General features: G+C 69.7%; 15 protein-coding genes and 1 pseudogene. 9 read left to right on the plus strand and 7 right to left on the minus strand.

What is annotated here, in order from left to right:
* Window positions 1-23: 23 nt before the first annotated feature.
* The 3 genes and pseudogenes from JHW41_RS00595 to JHW41_RS26130 form a co-directional block, all read left to right on the plus strand.
* The gene (locus JHW41_RS00595; protein ID WP_250448648.1) at window positions 24-1,907 is read left to right on the plus strand and encodes a M61 family metallopeptidase; all 1,884 of its coding nucleotides are present in this window, start codon (window positions 24-26) and stop codon (window positions 1,905-1,907) included.
* A 169-nt stretch (window positions 1,908-2,076) separates the two neighbouring features.
* Complete coding sequence (locus JHW41_RS00600; RefSeq protein WP_250448650.1) at window positions 2,077-2,664, plus strand: 3'-5' exonuclease; 588 nt, start codon at window positions 2,077-2,079, stop codon at window positions 2,662-2,664.
* A gap of 6 nt (window positions 2,665-2,670) precedes the next feature.
* Window positions 2,671-2,775 (plus strand): annotated as a pseudogene (locus JHW41_RS26130) (DUF6053 domain-containing protein); the annotation flags it as partial.
* 72 nt (window positions 2,776-2,847) lie between these two features.
* Here the strand turns inward: JHW41_RS26130 and JHW41_RS00605 are convergent.
* Both JHW41_RS00605 and JHW41_RS00610 read right to left on the minus strand, forming a co-directional pair.
* Window positions 2,848-3,405: a cytochrome b gene (locus JHW41_RS00605; RefSeq protein ID WP_250448653.1), complete on the minus strand. Its 558-nt coding sequence runs from the start codon at window positions 3,403-3,405 to the stop codon at window positions 2,848-2,850.
* Window positions 3,402-4,478, minus strand: coding sequence for a catalase family peroxidase (locus JHW41_RS00610; RefSeq protein WP_250448655.1), 1,077 nt, complete (start codon window positions 4,476-4,478; stop codon window positions 3,402-3,404). Before JHW41_RS00610 ends, JHW41_RS00605 begins: the two co-directional genes overlap by 4 nt.
* A gap of 167 nt (window positions 4,479-4,645) precedes the next feature.
* On the opposite strand from JHW41_RS00610, the gene JHW41_RS00615 reads away from it, so the two are divergent.
* Both JHW41_RS00615 and JHW41_RS00620 read left to right on the plus strand, forming a co-directional pair.
* Window positions 4,646-5,161 carry an RNA polymerase sigma factor gene (locus tag JHW41_RS00615; RefSeq protein WP_250448657.1) on the plus strand — a complete coding sequence of 172 codons (516 nt, stop codon included), beginning with the start codon at window positions 4,646-4,648 and terminating at the stop codon, window positions 5,159-5,161.
* Between the two features lie 40 nt (window positions 5,162-5,201).
* Complete coding sequence (locus JHW41_RS00620; protein WP_250448658.1) at window positions 5,202-5,960, plus strand: anti-sigma factor family protein; 759 nt, start codon at window positions 5,202-5,204, stop codon at window positions 5,958-5,960.
* A 54-nt stretch (window positions 5,961-6,014) separates the two neighbouring features.
* Here the strand turns inward: JHW41_RS00620 and yjjJ are convergent, their stop codons facing one another.
* Window positions 6,015-7,394, minus strand: coding sequence for a type II toxin-antitoxin system HipA family toxin YjjJ (yjjJ, locus tag JHW41_RS00625; RefSeq protein WP_250448660.1), 1,380 nt, complete (start codon window positions 7,392-7,394; stop codon window positions 6,015-6,017).
* 255 nt (window positions 7,395-7,649) lie between these two features.
* Window positions 7,650-11,348 (minus strand): indolepyruvate ferredoxin oxidoreductase family protein, encoded by a 3,699-nt coding sequence (locus tag JHW41_RS00630; RefSeq protein WP_250448662.1) that lies wholly within the window; start codon window positions 11,346-11,348, stop codon window positions 7,650-7,652.
* A gap of 236 nt (window positions 11,349-11,584) precedes the next feature.
* On the opposite strand from JHW41_RS00630, the gene JHW41_RS00635 reads away from it, so the two are divergent.
* Entirely contained in the window at window positions 11,585-11,932 is a 348-nt protein-coding gene (locus JHW41_RS00635) for a hypothetical protein (protein WP_250448664.1), read from the plus strand.
* A gap of 218 nt (window positions 11,933-12,150) precedes the next feature.
* Entirely contained in the window at window positions 12,151-12,591 is a 441-nt protein-coding gene (locus JHW41_RS00640; protein WP_250448666.1) for a hypothetical protein, read from the plus strand.
* Between the two features lie 103 nt (window positions 12,592-12,694).
* Here JHW41_RS00640 and nagA read toward each other — a convergent pair whose 3' ends face one another.
* The 3 genes from nagA to JHW41_RS00655 are packed head-to-tail and all read right to left on the minus strand — an operon-like array spanning window position 12,695 to window position 15,646.
* A complete protein-coding gene (gene nagA / locus JHW41_RS00645) occupies window positions 12,695-13,828 on the minus strand; it encodes an N-acetylglucosamine-6-phosphate deacetylase (RefSeq protein WP_250448667.1) in 1,134 nt (377 codons plus the stop codon).
* A 4-nt stretch (window positions 13,829-13,832) separates the two neighbouring features.
* A complete protein-coding gene (locus JHW41_RS00650; protein WP_250451326.1) occupies window positions 13,833-14,843 on the minus strand; it encodes an SIS domain-containing protein in 1,011 nt (336 codons plus the stop codon).
* 50 nt (window positions 14,844-14,893) lie between these two features.
* Window positions 14,894-15,646: a GntR family transcriptional regulator gene (locus JHW41_RS00655; protein ID WP_250448669.1), complete on the minus strand. Its 753-nt coding sequence runs from the start codon at window positions 15,644-15,646 to the stop codon at window positions 14,894-14,896.
* Window positions 15,647-15,804: 158 nt separating this feature from the next.
* Here JHW41_RS00655 and zwf point away from each other — a divergent pair, with 158 nt between their 5' ends.
* Window positions 15,805-17,322 (plus strand): glucose-6-phosphate dehydrogenase, encoded by a 1,518-nt coding sequence (gene zwf, locus JHW41_RS00660; RefSeq protein ID WP_057949623.1) that lies wholly within the window; start codon window positions 15,805-15,807, stop codon window positions 17,320-17,322.
* On the plus strand, window positions 17,306-18,061 hold the full coding sequence (gene pgl, locus JHW41_RS00665) for a 6-phosphogluconolactonase (RefSeq protein WP_250448670.1): 756 nt from the start codon (window positions 17,306-17,308) through the stop codon (window positions 18,059-18,061). The genes zwf and pgl overlap by 17 nt, the downstream gene beginning before the upstream one ends.
* The last annotated feature ends 24 nt before the right edge of the window (window positions 18,062-18,085 follow it).

An 18,085-nucleotide genomic window follows, 5' to 3' on the forward strand; every position in this document is an offset into this window, starting at 1 on the left:
TCCCGTACCGCCGGAGTCCGTCCATGCGCCGATCCCCGCTCGCCCTGCTGCCCCTGCTGATCGCCGCCGCGCTGCCGCTGCACGCGCAGACCGCGCCGCCGCAGGACCGGCCGTATCCGGGCAAGCTGCAACTGGAGGTCGACGCCAGCGACATCGCCCGCCGCGTGTTGCACGCGCGCCAGCGCATTCCGGTCCAGGCCGGGCCGCTGACCTTGCTGTTCCCGCAGTGGATCCAGGGCAACCACTCGCCGACCGGGCCGATCGACAAGCTCGCCGGCCTGCGCATCCGCGGCAACGGCCAGGCGCTGGCCTGGACCCGCGATCCGCTCGACGTGTACGCGTTCAAGCTCGACGTGCCGCAGGGCGTGGGCGAACTGGACGTCGAGTTCGACATGCTCACCCCGACCGCGGGCAACCAGGGCCGGGTGGTGATGACCGCCGATACGCTCAACGTGCAGTGGAACCAGGTCGCCTTGTATCCGGCCGGCTATTACGCGCGCGGCATCCAGGTCGCGCCGAGCCTGAAGCTGCCGGCGGGCTGGCAGGCCGGCACCGCGCTGGAACTGGAGTCGCGCCAGGGCGACGTGCTGCGCTATCGCGAGGTCCCGCTCAACACCTTGCTGGACTCGCCGGTGTTCGCCGGCCGCCACTACAAGCAGATCGATCTGGCGCCGGGCGCGAAGATTCCGGTGCGGCTCAACCTGGTCGCCGACGCGGCCAAGTACCTGGACGCCAAACCCGAGCAGCTCAAGCCGCATCGCGAGCTGGTGACCCAGGCGATCAAGCTGTTCGGCTCGCAGCCTTACGACCGCTACGAATTCCTGCTGTCGCTGTCGGGCCAGATGAGCGGCATCGGCCTGGAGCACCACCGCTCCAGCGAGAACGGCGTGGACGTGGACTACTTCACCGGTTGGGACGGCACCGCCGCGACCGGCCGCGACCTGCTCGCGCACGAGTACGTGCACGCCTGGAACGGCAAGTTCCGGCGCCCGGCCGGGCTGGTCGCCGGCAACTTCAACCAGCCGCTGCGCGACAGCCTGCTGTGGGTGTACGAAGGCCAGACCCAGTATTGGGGTTATGTGCTGGCGGCGCGTTCGGGCCTGTGGAAACCGCAGTTCGCGCGCGACACGCTGGCGCTGGTCGCCGCGCGCTACGCCGAGGACCGTCCGGGCCTGGGTTGGCGCGCGATCCAGGACACCACGCTCGATCCGGTGATCGCGATGCGCCGGCCCAAGGCCTATCCGAGCTACCAGCTCAGCGAGGACTACTACAGCGGCGGGCAACTGATCTGGCTGGCGGTCGACGCCAAGCTGCGCGCGCTCAGCGGCGACAAGCGTTCGCTCGACGATTTCGCCCGCGTCTTCTTCCACGGCGCCGACGGCGACTACGAGGTCAAGCCGTACGAATTCGAGGACGTGGTCGCGGCCTTGAACGGCGTGGTCGCGTTCGACTGGGCCGGGTTCCTGCGCGAACGCCTGGACGCGCGCGCCGCGCCGATCGACGGGCTGGCCGCGAGCGGCTGGAAGCTCGCCTTCGCCGACACCCCGACCGAGACCGGCAAGCTGGTGGAGAGCGACCGCAAGCTCACCGACCTGACCTATTCGCTGGGCCTGACCCTGTCCAACGACAACACCGTCGGCGCGGTGCGCTGGGACGGCCCGGCCTTCGACGCCGGCATCGCCCCGGGCAGCAACCTGATGGCGATCAACGGCTACGCCGCCAACGGCGAGCGGCTCAAGGACGCGGTGACCGCGGCCAAGGACGGCAAGCCGATCGAATTGATCGTGCGCAACGGCGATGTCGTGCGCACGCTGCGCATCGACTACCGCGGCGGCCTGCGCTACCCGCGCCTGGAACGCATCGAAGGCACGCCGGACCGACTGTCGAAGATCTTCGCGCCCAAGTGAGCCGCGCGGCTCGAGCGCGCCGGTGTTGCGGGAACCGCCGCGGTTCGATCGAGCGGGTGGTGTGGGAGGGCCTTCAGGCCCGATGCTCTTGCACCAGCCGCTGCGCAACCGCCCGGCGGCCGACCGAAGGCCTTACACCCGCACATCGCTCGCGAGACACTGCCGCGTCATGAACGAAACCATAGAACGACAACCCACGCATTACCTGCTGATCGACTTCGAAGCCACCTGCGCCGACGACGGCGCCGTCCCGCGCCATCAGATGGAGATCATCGAGATCGGCGCGGTGATGGTCGACACCGCATCGCTGGCGGTGATCGGCGAATTCCAAAGCTTCGTGCGGCCGGTGCGGCATCCGCGCCTGACCGCGTTCTGTACCCGGCTCACCAGCATCGCCCAGGCCGACGTCGACGCCGCGCCGGGCTTCGCCGAAGCCGCCGCCGCGCTCAAGGCCTGGCGCGCCGGCTACACCGACCTGGTCTGGGGCTCGTGGGGCGACTACGACCGCAACCAACTGCAACAGGACTGCGACTTCCACCGCGTGTGCAACCCGGTCGGCGCGCCGCACCACAACATCAAGCGCCTGTTCGCGCAGCGCGAGGGTTCCGGGCGCAAGTTCGGCCTCGACGGCGGGGTGAAGCGGGTGCGGCTGGACTTCGCCGGCACCCACCACCGCGGCATCGACGATGCGCGCAACATCGCGCGGTTGTTGCCGTATGCGTTGGGACGGGCCGAGTTTCCGCGCGCGCAGCGTTGAACGCGCGCGGCGATCCGAGCGAAAAGCATCGGGACTGAAGTCCCTCCCACGCTGTCCGCGACAAACGGCCTGCTCCCTGTAGGAGCGACGCAAGTCGCGACCGCGGGCTAGCCGTTCGCGCCGTAAGCGCGGTATCGCGGTCGCGGCTCGCGCCGCTCCTACAGGGGCTGCGGACGCGACGATTCAGTCCGGCGCGCTGCGTTGCCGCCACAGCATGCTGCGCAGCACTCCGTCGCGCCGGATCAGGCCGTGGTACAGCGCCGCGCCCAGGTGCGCCAGCACCAGCGCGAACAAGGCGTACGCCAGCGCCCGATGCAGCCAGCGCAAGGCCGCGAACCAAGTCGGGTCGAACGGCGCGATCGGCGGCAGCCGCACGCCCGCGCCGAGCTCGACCGGATAACCGCCGGCCGACAGCATCGCCCAGCCGATCAGCGGCATCGCCAGCATCAGCGCGTACAGCAGCCAGTGCGAGGCGTGCGCGGCCAGGCGCACGGCCGGGGCGAGGTCGCGCGGCAGCGGCGGCGGCCGATGCCGCAACCGCAGCGCCAGCCGCAGCACCGCCAGCAGCAGGATCGCGATGCCGAGCGGCTTGTGCAGCGCCAGCAGCCAGGCGTGGCGCTCGGACACGCTCGCGACCAGGCCGGCGCCGACGAACAGCATCGCCAGGATCATCGCCGCCATCAGCCAGTGCAGCACCCGCGCCGGCCACCAGAACATCGTCGTTGCGGTTTCGCGGTTCATCGCGCGGCCTCCCGCGGCGGACGGCCGCCGGCGCGCGCTTCCTCATAAGTGCGACGGCGATAAGACTCGGCGTAGGCGGCCGAGCGCGCCGGCAGCAGCGGATCGGCCGAGGCGACGATGCCGTCGGGCAGCACCAGCGGGTCGTAGTTGATGTCGCGGCATTCGCCGCTGTCCTGGTCCTGGGCGCGTTCGAGGATCACCGTGCCGGCGTCGATCCGCGGGCGCTGCGCGGGCCAGGATTGGGTCGCATCGTCGACCGGATCGCCGGGCGCGGCCAGCGTCGCCCACAGCCGCCAGCGCAGCGGCGCCTGATTGAGGCGGCGTTCGAGTTCGGCGGCGAGCGTGTTCACGTCCTGCGCGCCCAGCGGCGCGGCGGCCGCGCCGTTGTCGGGTTCGACCTGCCAGCGCACCGCGTGGCGCGCGCCGTCGGCGCCGACGAAGTAGAACGCGTTGAGGCCGTAGTAGGCATCGGTGGCGTAGCTGGCCGAAGGCTTCTGGTCCTTGATCCAGGCGCGGAACGCGGCGGTCTCCGGGTGCGCTTCGAAGAACGCCTTCTGCCTGGCCGGGTCGGGCTTGCCGGTGGCCGGGTCGGGCGCGGTCGCGCGCAGTTGCTCGTAGAAGGCTTGCGGCGTGGCGACCGGGAACACCGGCATGTTGTTCATGCCGGTGCGCCATTGCTGGCCGTCGGCCTGGGTCAGGCGCAACGCCAGGCTGCGGATCGGCACGCCGCCGTCGGGTGCGTAGGGATTGCCGCCGGGCAGGGCGAAGCGCCCGACCAGCGGCGTGCGCGCGCCGGCGGCGAACAAGGCCGCGCGCGAGTAGGGCGCCGCCTTGCCGCTGCTGTCGAAGCGGCCAATCACGCACACGCCCTTGGCGTGGTTGCGGCGGTAGCCGGGGTGGACGCCGCCGTTGGCCTGCAGTTGATCGACCACGCGCGCCGGCGTCAGCCGTTGCGGGTCGAGGTAGCCGGCGACATAGGCGAAGGCGCCGGCGAGGCCGCCGACCGCGAGCGCGATCAGGGTCCAGCGGGCGAGCGGGAAGGGCGGTCGGGGCGGGGCGGTGGGCTCGTTCATGGCCTTGGGCGTGGCTGCGTCAGTGGGTCGATAGGGGTACGACGCGCGCCGCCGCGGCTTATTCCCTGCGCGGGGCGAACACGCGGCCGGGAATAAACTGCGCGCGGCGGCGTCCTACCGACGAACCCACCCCCAATCCACTCGGAATCCGACCCGGCCCCGCGCCCATGTCCCCGCACGAACTCGACCAGGCCCTGCGCGAACAACTGCCCTCGCTGCGGCGCTTCGCGCGCTGGCTGGCGCGCGATTCCCACGCCGCCGACGATCTGGTGCAGAGCGCACTGGAGCGCGCCATCGCCGGCTGGAGCCAGCGCCGCGACGAGGCCGCGCTGCGGCCGTGGCTGTTCTCGATCCTCTACCGCCAGTTCCTCGACGGCCAGCGCCGCGCCCAGCGCTACGCCGGCCTGCTCGCGCGCATCGGCCTGGGCGCGGCCGACAGCCAGCCCTCGGCCGAGCGCGAAACGCTCGCGCGCTCGGCCCTGGACGCGCTGCACCGGCTGCCGGTGGAGCAGCGCAGCCTGTTGCTGTGGGTGTCGGTGGAAGGCCTGAGCTACCAGGAAGTGGCCGCCATCCTCGAGGTTCCCATCGGCACGGTGATGTCGCGGCTGTCGCGCGCGCGCCAGGCGCTGCGCCGGCTCAGCGACGGCGAGACCGCGACCGCGCCGCTGAGATTGCTGAAATGATCCGCGCGCTGCGTCCTTCGTTTTCGCTTGCGAGTTCCGTATGACCCACGTTCCCGACGAACACGACCTGCACGCCTACATCGACGGCCGCCTGGACCCCGCGCGCCGCGCCGAAGTCGAGGCCTGGCTGGCGCGCCAGCCCGAGCGGCTGGCCGAGCTGCAGGCCTGGCAGCGCGACGCGCAGCAACTGCGCGCCGCGCTCGCCGGCGCCGCCCCGGCGCCGGAACCGGCGCTGGACCCCGCGCGCCTGCGCGCCGGCCTCGCCCGCCGCCGCAGCGCGCGCTACGCGGTCGCCGCGGCGGTGCTGCTGAGCCTGGGCGTGGGCGGCATCGGCGGCTGGCAGGCGCGCGAATGGAGCCGCCCCGCGGCGCCGTCGGCGACGCTGGCGGCCGCGCCGATGGCCGACGCGATCGCCGCGCACCGCCTGTTCGCCGCGCGCGGCGAACTGCGCGCCGACACCGTCGCCAACGACGTGCAGCCGTGGCTCGACGCGAACTTCCGCGAGCCCATGCGCCTGCCCGACCTCAGCGCCGCCGGCTACCGCCCGGTCGGCGCGCGCCTGCTCGCCACCGACCAGGGCGCCGCGGCGCTGGTGGTGTACCAGCACGCCGGCGGCGAGGCGATCAGCTTCTACATCCGCCCGCCCGGCCCGCGCCACCACCTGCTGCCGCGCGGCGACCGTCGCGACGGCGGCTTGCTGGCGCAGTACTGGTCGCGCGGCGGCTACAACTACGCGATGGTCAGCGCCGGGGACGATGCCAGCGCGCAGGTGGTGCGGCGCGCGTTGCGGGCGATTTGAGATTTCATCGGGGGGGCGTACGTCGCCTGCGGAGCGAGAACGAGAGAAGCGCCTTCAGCCGAACCGGGCCTGCACCGATCCGACTCGTTGCAGGTTCTGTTGGGCAATTGCGCGAAACGCGGGACCGATTCGGTCGTCGCCGGCGACGGCATTCCAAAAATCGCTCGCGGCATCGGCGGCCCAGCGCCAACGTTGTACGTCGCCCAGGGCCATCGGCGGCGTCAGCGGGCGCTCGTGGATCTCGCCGCCCGCGCTCGGTCGATACTGCATGGGCAACATGTCGTAGACCGGTGCCAGACGCACCTGCAGGCAATCGGGATCGACCAGGAAGCTCAAGTTGCCCGAATGCATGTCGGTGTTGCCGATGAAGCGGCCGAACAGATGCAGCTTTCGGATGTTTTCCGCATCGTCGGTGCCGAGGATGCCTTGATCGAGCAGCGAATCTGCCGAGGCCAGCCAGTCGCCGGGGTCGTTCCCGGCATAAGCGGCGTCCAATGCGCGCAACGAAACTAAGCCGCGGCGGCCGCGCTGCGCGGTGCGGTCGAATCTCACAGATTCCAGGAAGCGCCAACCCGCGTGGTCGATGATGCGGGTGGTCGCGGTTTCGAATCCGTGCTCGCGCAGCACTTCATTAGCCAAGTGCTCGCAGCCCAGCAGATTCACCCAACGTCGCGCAGCGGCGTTCTCGGGGTTATGGCGTGCGAACTTGACGATCACGCACTGGCGTTCTCGTGAGGCGGTCTCCAGTACCGCGGTGAACTTGGGTTGCTCGCCGCCTGCGGAAGAACCCACGGCATCGCCGGCCTCGGCTTGTTCGGCCAGTGCGGGATAGTTGAATTCGCGAAGATCCACGGGGATGAGCGTATCGGGGCTGTCGAACACCGTATCGAGCAATGCCGTCTCTAACGCTAGGTCGCCAAGAACCAGGTCGCCGGGCAGGTCGGCTCCCTGGCGTAGCAGCGCGGTTACGACATCTTCGGATTGCCACCGATTCAAATCGGCGGGTGCGTTCAAATCGATGGCGTGGCGACGGACGAAAGCGCGGCCGAGATAGCCTTGGGGGCGCAGATCGTCCAAAAACCAGGGCAGATCCGGATACAGGCCTTCGGCGAACTCACCGTGCTGATACAAGGGCAGTGGTCGACTGGCCTGCAATAGCCAGCCTCCATGCAGTGAAAGCAGGGTGCCCAACAGATCGGGTTGCCCGTTGTGGGTAATCCGATGCAGTGGCCAAGCATGGTCCGCGCGTCCAATGGGGCGCGCTAATGCGTAGCGCGTTGCCCGGGCGCGACCGATGCGAACGAGCCTGGTACCCAGGTCGGCAAGTGCACGGGAAACAGTGGGTTGGCTGATGCCTGCGGCAGCAGCAAGTTCGGCGGCGGTCTTGGGGCCGGACCGCAGCAGGGTTTCCAGCCTGGTCGAATGCATGCTCATAGCAAATGTTGAATCTATCTATGAATAGATAGTTCAACTTAAAAATTGCTATAGATCAAGGGATTAGGAGGTTACAGTCGAGATTGTTTGAATAGATATTTGAATTGATCCTGCTCTGGTGCGGTCCGGCTTCGCTGCGCGAAGCCGGACCGCACCAGAGCGATGCGATCTTGTCAAGTCAATCTCGACCGATGCTGGCGCCGCGTCCGCGGCGCCAGCATCGGTGCATTTGGTCAACTCTGTCAAGCCGAGAAGTCACGCCGCCTGCACAATCCGCAGCGGATTGGCGAATTCCTTCAGCAACTCCGCCTCGCGCGCCTTGGCCTTGTGCAGGTGGTCTTCCTTGACGTGGCCGTAGCCGCGGATGTGCTCGGGAATGCTGGCGATCTCCGCGGCCAGGTCGACGTTGCCGCCGTCGAGCCGGTCGAGCAGGCCGCCGACGGTCTGCTCGTACTCGCCGATCAGGCGCCGCTCCATCTTGCGCTCCTCGGTGTAGCCGAAGATGTCGAAGGTGCCGCCGCGCAGGCCGCGCAGCTTGGCCATCCACTTGAACGCGGTGAACACCCAGGGGCCGAATTCCTGCTTGATCAGCCGGCCCTGCGCGTCCTTCTTCGCCAGCAGCGGCGGGGCGAGGTGGAACTTGAGTTTGTAGTCGCCGTCGAACTGCTGCTCCAGGCGGCGCTTGAATTCGCCGCTGGTGTACAGGCGCGCGACTTCGTACTCGTCCTTATAGGCCATGAGCTTGAAGAAGTAGCGTGCCACCGCCTCGGCCAGGTCGGTCGAGCCCGGGGCCCGCTTCTGCTCCGCCTCGCGCACCTTGGCGACGAAGTCGGAATAGCGCTTGGCGTAGGCGGCGTCCTGGTAGTCGGTGAGGAAGACCACGCGGCGCGCGACCAGTTCGTCGAGCGAGCGCGACAGGCGCAGGTCGTCCAGCGGCAGGAAGGCGACGTTGTCGCCGTCGGCCTTGGCGCCGGCCGGCAGGTGGCGCAGTTCGTCTTCGTTGCGGGTCGCGCGTGGCGCCGAGGTCGCGCCCCACTCGTTGCCTTCCCACTCGCCGGGCTTGAGGTGCGGCAGGTCGTGCGGAGTCGCTTCGGCCGCGGTCGGCACCTTGCGGGTCACGCCGGCGGCCTCGGCCACCGCGCGCGGGTCGATCGCGGCGAGGCGGCCCCAGGCGAACGCGGTCTTGTTCATCTCGATCGCCGCGCCGTTGAGCTCGATCGCGCGCATCAGCGCATCGAAGCTGATCGGCACCAGCGCGCGCTGCCAGGCGTAGCCGAGGATGAACAGGTTGGCGGCGATGGCGTCGCCGAGCAGGGCGGTGGCGAGCTGGGTCGCATCGACCAGGTGCGGGTCCTGCTCGCCGAGCGCGAGCTTGATCGCGGCGACGATGTCGGTGGCCGGGAACTGCATGTCCGGACGCGTGGTGAAGGTGCCCGGCATCGCTTCGTAGCTGTTGAGCACGACCTGGCTGCGGCCGGCGCGGATCTTCGACAGCGCCCAGTAGTCGTTGACCACGACCATGTCGCAGCCCAGCACCAGATCGGCCTCGCCGGCGGCGATGCGCACGGCGTGGATGTCGTCGGGGGCCTTGGCGATGCGGATGTGGGTGGTCACCGCGCCGCCCTTCTGCGCCAGGCCGGTCTGGTCGAGCACGCTCGCGCCCTTGCCTTCCAGGTGCCCGGCCATGCCGAGCAGCGCGCCGATGGTGACCACGCCGGTGCCGCCGACGCCGGTGATGAGGATGTTCCAGGGCTGGTCGAGCGCGGGCAGCGTCGGCAGCGGCAGATCGTTCAAGCGATCCTTGGCCGACGAGCCTTTCTTCTTCTTCAGCCCGCCGCCTTCGACGGTGACGAAGCTCGGGCAGAAGCCATTGACACAGGAATAGTCCTTGTTGCAGTTCGACTGGTCGATCTCGCGCTTGCGCCCGAACTCGGTTTCCTTCGGCAGCACCGACACGCAGAACGACTTCTTGCCGCAATCGCCGCAGCCTTCGCAGACCAGGGTGTTGACCATGACGCGCTTCTGCGGATCGACCATCTTGCCGCGCTTGCGCCGGCGGCGCTTCTCGGTCGCGCAGGTCTGGTCGAAGATCAGCACGCTGACGCCCTTGGTCTCGCGCAGGCGCTTCTGCACCGCGTCGAGTTCCTTGCGGTCGTGGAACTCGACGTCGCTCGGGAACAGCTCGCGCTTGTTCCACTTGGCGATGTCGTCGGACAGCAGCACGATCGTGTGCACGCCCTCGGAGCGCACCTGGTGCGCGATCTGCGGCACCGACAGGGTGCCGTCGACCGGCTGGCCGCCGGTCATCGCGACCGCGTCGTTGTAGAGGATCTTGTAGGTGATGTTGACGCCGGCGGCGACCGACTGGCGGATCGCCAGCGAGCCGCTGTGGAAATAGGTGCCGTCGCCGAGGTTCTGGAACACGTGCTCGGTCTCGGTGAACGCCGACTGCCCGCACCAGGTCACGCCTTCGCCGCCCATCTGGGTGAAGGTGTTGGTGTCGCGGTCCATCCAGGTGACCATGTAATGGCAACCGATGCCGCCGAGCGCGCGCGAGCCTTCCGGCACCACGGTCGAGGTGTTGTGCGGGCAGCCCGAGCAGTAGTGCGGCACGCGCGGGAACGCGGCGCGCGGCAGCGCCAGCTCGCTTTCCTTCTCTTCCATCCAGCGCAGCACGTTGCGCATCTGCTCGGAATCGTGGAAGCGCTGGATGCGGCGCGCGATCACGCCGGCGATGCGCGCCGGGGTCAGCTCGCCGGTCGACGGCAGGATCCACTCGCCGTTCTCGTCGTACTTGCCGACGATCGACGGACGCTTGCCGCCGTCCCAGTTGTACATCGATTCCTTCATCTGGCTTTCGATGAAGGCGTGCTTCTCCTCGACCACCAGGATGTCGTCGAGGCCGCGCGCGAACGCGCGCAGGCCGACCGGCTCCAGCGGCCAGGTCATGCCGACCTTGTACACGCGGATGCCGAGGTCGGCGCAGGCGCGCGCGTCCAGGCCCAGGTACTCCAGCGCCTGCAGGACGTCGAGGTAGCTCTTGCCGGTGGTGATGATGCCCAGGCGCGGATTCGGCGAATCGACCACGATGCGGTCGATGCGGTTGGCGCGCGCGAACGCCTGCGCGGCCTTGACTGCGTACTGGTGCAGGCGCATCTCCTGGTCCATCGGCGGGTCGGGCCAGCGGATGTTGAGCCCGCCCGGCGGCATGACGAAGTCGTCCGGCGTCACGATCTGCAGCGCCAGCGGATTGACGTCCACCGACGCCGACGATTCGACCGTTTCGGCGATGGTCTTGAAGCCGACCCAGCGGCCGGTGTAGCGCGACATCGCCCAGCCGATCAGGCCCATGTCGAGGATGTCCTGCACGCCGGCCGGATTGAGGATCGGCATCATCGCGCTGGTGAACTCGCCTTCCGAGCCGTGCGGCAGGGTCGAGGAGCGGCAGGCGTGGTCGTCGGCGGCCAGCGCCAGCACGCCGCCGAGCTTGCTGGTGCCGGCGGCATTCGCGTGCTTGAACACGTCGCCGGTGCGGTCCACGCCCGGGCCCTTGCCGTACCACATGCCGTACACGCCTTCGACCTTGGCGCCGGGGAACAGGTTGGTCTGCTGGGTGCCCCAGACCATGGTCGCGCCGAGGTCTTCGTTGAGGCCCGGGGTGAACTTCACGCCCGCCGCTTCCAGGTGCTTGCGCGCGCGCCACAGCTCCAGGTCGAACCCGCCCAGCGGCGAGCCGCGGTAGCCGGAGATGAAGCCGGCGGTGTTGAGCCCCGCGGCCTGGTCGCGCAGGCGCTGCATCAGCGGCAGGCGCACCAGCGCCTGCACGCCGGACAGATAGATGCGGCCTTCCTGACGGGTGTACTTGTGCTCCAGGGTGTAGTCCGGATCGAGCACGGAGTTGGTCAAGCCGGTGTTCGCCGACGAGGGCGAGCTGAGTTCTGCGGTGCTGGTCATGGGCGGGCTCTCGCGGCGATGCCGCGGGTGGGCTGGCGGGGCGGTGCGGTGGGCGTCCGTGCGGTCCGGTGTGGCGGGCCGGGAGCCGAGCAAAGACTCGGAATTATAGCCTGTGTGCGCAATCGGGCCGCCAGACGGGCGGGGTGTGCCGTTTGTGCGTCTGCTGGTGATTGCACTGAATGCGTATACGGTTATCGCATTCAGGAAGCGGGCGCGACCCCGCGGGGAGGGACGGCATGGCCACGGAGCTGTATTGCTGGCGCTGCGACAAGGTGCTGCCGATGCTCGACGACGACGAATGGGCGCGCATGGGACCGGTGCTGAGCCAGGCCTGGTCGCGGATCAAGCGCCATTGCCGCCAGCACCGCGTCGGCCCGCACGAGGCGATGCAGGGGGCGGGGCGCGACGCCTTCGATTTCTACGAGCGCCTGACCGGCTATCGCGAAACCAGCTTCGAGGCGATCTGGCATCACCAGGCATCGCGCTACGGACCGCCTTGCGCGCTTTGCGGCAAGCCGCTGCGCACGCCGCAGGCGACGCTGTGCGCGGCCTGCGGCCATCCGCGCGCGCTGGCGCCGGGGTGAAGCGCAACGGCGCGCTTGCGCGCCCATGACGGGAGGCGGCGCGGTCGCGCGCGATACGGGCGAGCGCGTGCGGCGCAGTCGTTCGGCGTGCGAGCAGATCGCGCAAACCGTCTTCGTCGCGATACAGCGCTCGCAGCGCCCGCAGGTCTGCACGCGCGCCGCCGATGCCGCTACAGTCGCAAGGCCGGCGACGATCCGGCGACACCAGGACTGCGCACATGCTCCGTCTCCCCCTCGCCGCAGCGCTCGCGCTGTTGTTGTCGGCGCCGGCCTTCGCCCAGGCGCCTGCCGCCAAGCCGATCGCGACCAAGTCAGCCGCCATTCCCGCGCCCAAGCTCGCGCCGCCGGCGTTGAAGCCGCAGGCGCCGCAAACGCACGCGCCGCCGGGCGCGCAGCGGCCGCAGGACGAGCTCTACCGACAAAGCCCGGCCGCCGCGCGCCTGGCCGAGCCGGGCGAACCCGGTTTCGATCTGCAGTCGCCGCAGCCGCTGGTGCGCTGGGGCGAGGGCGATCCGCAGCGCACGCGCCAGGACAGCGAGAACCAACGCACGCGCTGCGCGCATTCGATCAAGCAGATGCGAGAAGCCGGTAGCGATGAGCGCGGCAAGCGCGAGGGCCGCGCGCGCCGCGACTGCCGCGGCGTCAGTTTCGGCGACTGAGGTCGCGACCGGCGATCCGCGTTGTCGCGATGCATCGCCGCCGCGTTGCCGACGACGCTTCCGATGCGCCGCGGCGCAGCGGCGGCGGCTGGCGCACGGTGCCTCAGCGCGCGCCGCCGATCCAGCTGTCTTGCACCGCCAACGCGTCGTCCAGCGCGATGAGGTCGGCGCGGTAGCCGGGCAGGATCTTGCCGAGCCGGTCGCCCAGGCCGAGGAACTGCGCCGGGTAGGTCGAGGCCATGCGGCAGGCTTCGTCCAGCGGCAGGCCCAGGCGTTGGACGGTGTTGCGCACCGCGCTGGCCATGTCGAGCGCCGAGCCGGCCAGGGTGCCGCTGGCGGTGGTGCACTTGCCGTCGCGGCAGGTCATGGTTTCGCCGTACAGCACGAAGTCTTCGCTGACGCCGCCGACCGGCGGCATCGCGTCGGTGACCAGCATGATCTTGCCGCGCGGCTTGGCCGCGATGGCGATGCGCAGCGACGCGTCGTGCACGTGTTCGCCGTCGACGATCACCCCGCACCAGGCGTTGGGATCGTCGAGACAGGCGCCGACGCCGCCGGGTTCGCGGCTGCCGAGCGGAGTCATCGCGTTGAACAGGTGGGTGACGCCGCTGACGCCGTTGGCGAAGGCCGCGCGCAACCGATCGTAGTCGGCGGCGGTGTGGCCGGCGCTGAGCAGCACGCCGCGCGCGGCCAGCGCGCGCAGGGTGGCGTCGTCGAATCGCTCCGGCGCCAGGGTCAGGAGGGTCTTGCCGTTGTCGAGCGAGGCGATGCGGTCGAGCTCGTCCTCGCCCGGGGTGTGGAACTTGTCCGGGTTGTGCACGCCCTTGCGCGCCGGCGCCAGGTACGGACCTTCCAGATGGATGCCGAGGATGCCGGGCACGCCCGCGGCGATGGCCTCGCGCACCGCGCCGATCGCGCGCAGCATCACCGCGACGTCGTCGCTGATCAGCGTCGGCATCATCCCGGTGGTGCCGAAGCGGCGGTGCGCCCGGGCGATCGTGCGCAGGCCTTCGACGGTGGGCGCGTCGTTGAACAGCACGTCGCCGCCGCCGTTGACCTGGGTGTCGATGAAGCCCGGCGCCAGATAGCGGCCTTGCAGGTCCACCGCCTGCGCGCCGGCCGGCGCCGGGCCGGGCAGCACGGCGACGATCCAGCCGTCCTCGACGATCACGCTGAGGTCGGACTCGAAGCCGCGCTCGCTGAGCACGCGGCCGTTGACGAAGGCGGTCGCGGTCATGGCCTCAGACCGTCTCGGTGACTTTGTTGAGATGCGGCGGCACGTCCGGATTCAGCCCGCGCGCGACCGACAGCGCATTGGCCGCCTTGTAGAAGCTGGCCACGGTCAGCAGCGGCGTCATCGCCGGATGCAGCGAGCGCGCCAGCGGCAGCGCGTCGCCGCCGTGGATGCCCGGCGCGGCCAGCCACACCGGCGCGCCGCGCTGGCGGAACTCGCGCGCCACCGCCACGGTGCCGTCGCCGGTGCCGTCGTCCTGGGCGAAGGCCAGCACCGGGAACCCTGGGCCGACGATCGCCATCGGGCCGTGCTTCACTTCCGCGCTGCTGAAGGCCTCGGCGTGCAGGGCGCAGGTTTCCTTGAACTTCAGCGCGGCCTCCTGGGCCGCGCCGAGGCCGAGGCCGCGGCCGATCACGAACAGGTTGTGCGCCTCGCGCAGGCCTTCGACCAGCGGCGACCAATCCTGCGCGAACGCCTGGCGCAAGGCCTCGGGCAGCGCGTGCACGGCGTCGAACAGCTTGGCGTCGCTGCTCCAGCGCGCGGTCAGCTGCAGCATCGCGGCCAGCGAGCACAGGTAGCTCTTGGTCGCGGCGACGCTCTTCTCCGGGCCGGCGTGCAGCGGCAGCACGGTGTCGGCGATCCGCGCCAGCGGTGAGTCGGCGACATTGACCAGGGCCAGCACGTGCGCGCCGGCGCTCTTGGCGATCTCGGCGTTGCGCACCAGGTCGGGGCTCTTGCCCGACTGCGACACCGCCACGAACAGCGAATCCTGCAATTGCGGCTTGATCGCGTAGACCGAGCCCACCGACGGCGAGGCCGAGGCGGTGACCAGGCCGAGCTGGGTCTCGAACAGATACTTGCCGTACGTCGCGGCGTGATCGGAGCTGCCGCGCGCGCACGTCACGATGAAGCGCGGCGGCTGCGCGCGCAGGCGCTGGGTCAGTTCGTCGACGATGTCGGCGTTGGCCTGGAACTGGCGGGCGACCGCATCGCCGGCTTCCTGCGCTTCGGCGTACATGCGGGTGCTGCTGGGGTCGAGCGGGGTGGGGTCGGGCAGGGTGTCGGCGCTCACGGGGTGGGTTCGCTCTGGAGTTCGGCGACGAAGTCGTAGGCGTCGCCGCGGTAGAAGGATCGGGTGAACTCGACGACGCGACCGTCGTCGAGGAAGGTGCGGCGTTCGATGAACAATCCCGGCGCGCCTTCGGGCAGGTTCATCAGGCGCGCCTGCTCGGCGTCGAAGGCGATCGCGCGCAGGCGCTGCAGCGCGCGGGTGGGGCGGATGCCGAGCTTGGCGAAGGCTTCGTACAGCGAGTTTTCGACGAGGTCCGGGTCGCCGATGACCGCGGCCGGCACCACCGTGCGTTCCAGCGCCAGGGCCACGCCGTCGGCGGTGCGCAGGCGGTAGTAGCGGATCACCGCCGCGCCCGGCGACAGGTTCAGCGCCATCGCCTCTTCCGGCGTGACGTCGCCGAGGCCGCGTTCGAGGAAGGTCGAGCGCGGGTCGAGCCCGCGCGCGCGCAGGTCGTCGGTGAAGCTGGTCAGGCGCGAGAACGACTTGACGATGCGCTCGGCGACGAAGGTGCCGGCGCCCTGGCGCTGCACCAGCAGGCCGTCGCCGACGAGGCCGGCGATGGCCTTGCGCACGGTCACCCGCGACAGATCCAGCAGCTTGCCGAGCTCGCGCTCGCCGGGCAGGGCCTGGCCGGCGGTCAGTTCGCCGTTCTCGATCGCGTGCTGGAGAGTGCGGCGCAGGTGTTGATAAGCCGGCGCGCGGCGCGCGTCGGACTGGCGGCGGAATTCGCTTTGCAGATAGTCCTGCATGCCGGAAAAGATACCAGTGGCAGACCATTGGCGGCAACAAAGACGTGCTAAACCTGTTTAAACCATTGATTCATGGTTGTTTTGCACAGGTGGTATCTTACTGGTATCTTTGCTGGTATGGTTTCACCGAGACCAGTCGAGACCCCGCCGGACCGTCCATGAGCGTCTATTCCGTGCCTTCCACCTCGCAACCGCCGCACCTCGCGCCGTTGGCCCCGTTCGATCTGGTGATCTTCGGCGGCACCGGCGACCTGGCCCTGCGCAAGCTGCTGCCGGCGCTGTTCCACCGGTATGCCGACGGCCAGATCGTCGCCGGCGCGCGCATCGTCGGCATCGCCCGCGACGAGCGCAGCGATGAGGCCTACCGCGGCAAGATCCGCGAGGCCTTGATCCAGTTCGCCGGCGAGCAGGCGCAGCAGACCGAGGTGCTCGACGGCTTCTTGGCGCTGCTGTCCTACCGCCGCCTGGACCTGAGCTCGGACAGCGGCTGGCCCGAGTTCGCCGCCGAATTCACCGATGCCGAGCGGGTGCGGGTGTTTTACCTCGCGGTCGGTCCGGACCTGTTCGGTGTGGTCTCCGACCGGCTGCAGTCGCACGGCCTGGTCAACCCCAAGACCCGGGTGGTGGTCGAGAAGCCGCTCGGCAAGGACGGCGTCAGCGCCGATGCGATCAACGACGCGCTGGCGCGGGTGTTCAACGAAACCCAGATCTTCCGCATCGACCATTACCTCGGCAAGGAAACGGTGCAGAACCTGACCGCGCTGCGTTTCAGCAACGCGCTGTTCGAACCGCTGTGGAAGGCCGAGCACATCGACCACGTGCAGATCACCGTGGCCGAGACCGTCGGCGTCGAATCGCGCGCGCCGTACTACGACAAGTCCGGCGCGCTGCGCGACATGGTCCAGAACCATCTGCTGCAGCTGCTGTGCCTGGTGGCGATGGAGCCGCCCTCGTCGCTGGCCGCCGACGCGATCCGCGACGAAAAACTCAAGGTGCTGCGCGCGCTGCGCCCGATCGAGAACGGCAACGCCGCCGCCTTCACCGTGCGCGGCCAGTACAAGGCCGGCGCGGTCGAGGGCCGCGCGGTGCCGGGCTATGCGCAGGAACTGGGCGCGCAGTCGCTGACCGAAACCTTCGTCGCGCTGAAGGCCGAAGTGAAGAACTGGCGTTGGGCCGGGGTGCCGTTCTACCTGCGCACCGGCAAGCGTCTGGCCGAGCGCGTCTCGGAAATCGTGGTGACGTTCCGCCAGGTGCCGCATTCGATCTTCGAAGGCCTGACCGAACAGGACCCGTCCAGTCGCCTGCAGCCGAACAAGCTGGTGCTGCGCTTGCAGCCCGACGAGGGCGTGAAGCTGTGGCTGATGAACAAGGTGCCCGGCCCCGGCGGCCTGCGCCTGCGCCACGTGCCGCTGGACATGAGCTTCGCCGCCGCGTTCGGCGGGCGCCAGGCCGATGCGTACGAACGTCTGCTGATGGACGTGGTGCGCGGCAATCCGATGTTGTTCATGCGCCGCGACGAAGTCGACGCGGCGTGGAAATGGATCGACCCGATCCGCGCGGCCTGGGCCGCGAGCGCCGAGGCGCCGCGCCCGTACACCGCCGGCAGCTGGGGCCCGAGCGCCGCGGTGGCGCTGATCGAACGCGATGGGAGGACGTGGCATGAAGATGCAAGCTGAGCGACTGACCGTGATCGAACCCTTGCCGCTGCCCTTGCACGAAAAACTGTTCGACGACGGCGAACAGCTGGCGTTGGCCTTGGCGCGGCAAGTCGCCGCCGACCTGCGCGCCGCGCTCGCCCGTCACGGCGAGGCCAGCATCGCGCTGTCGGGCGGCAACACGCCCAAGCGTTTCTTCCAGCTGTTGTCGCAACAGACGCTGGATTGGGCGCGGGTCACCGTGCTGCCGATCGACGAGCGCTGGGTGCCGGCCGAACATCCGCGATCCAACGAACGCCTGCTGCGCGAGCACCTGTTCCAGAACAATGCGGCGGCCGCGCGTTTCCTGCCGCTGTACCGTCCGGTGGAGACGCCGGAAATGGCGCTGATGCCGGTGCTGACCAAGATCGCCAACGAAGGCCTGCCGCTGGACGTGGCGGTGCTGGGCATGGGCGAGGACGGCCACACCGCGTCGCTGTTCCCGGACCTCGGCCACGACAACCCGGCGCTGCGCGAGATCGGTCTGCAGCCGCGCGGGCGCGCGCCGGTGATGTCGGTGCGCACCGCGGCGATGCCCGAGCCGCGCATGACCCTGACCCTGAGCGCGATCTTCACCGCGCCGGCGCTGTACCTGCATATCGAAGGCGAGAGCAAGCGCGCGGTGCTCGACGCCGCGCGAAGCGATCCGCGTTCGACCCTGCCGATCCGCGCCGCATTGGCGGGCGCGCCGAACGCGCCGACCCTGTATTGGAGTCCGTAACCCCGCACTTTGAGATCCGCGATT

The organism is Lysobacter enzymogenes (assembly GCF_023617245.1).
Taxonomy (GTDB): domain Bacteria; phylum Pseudomonadota; class Gammaproteobacteria; order Xanthomonadales; family Xanthomonadaceae; genus Lysobacter; species Lysobacter yananisis.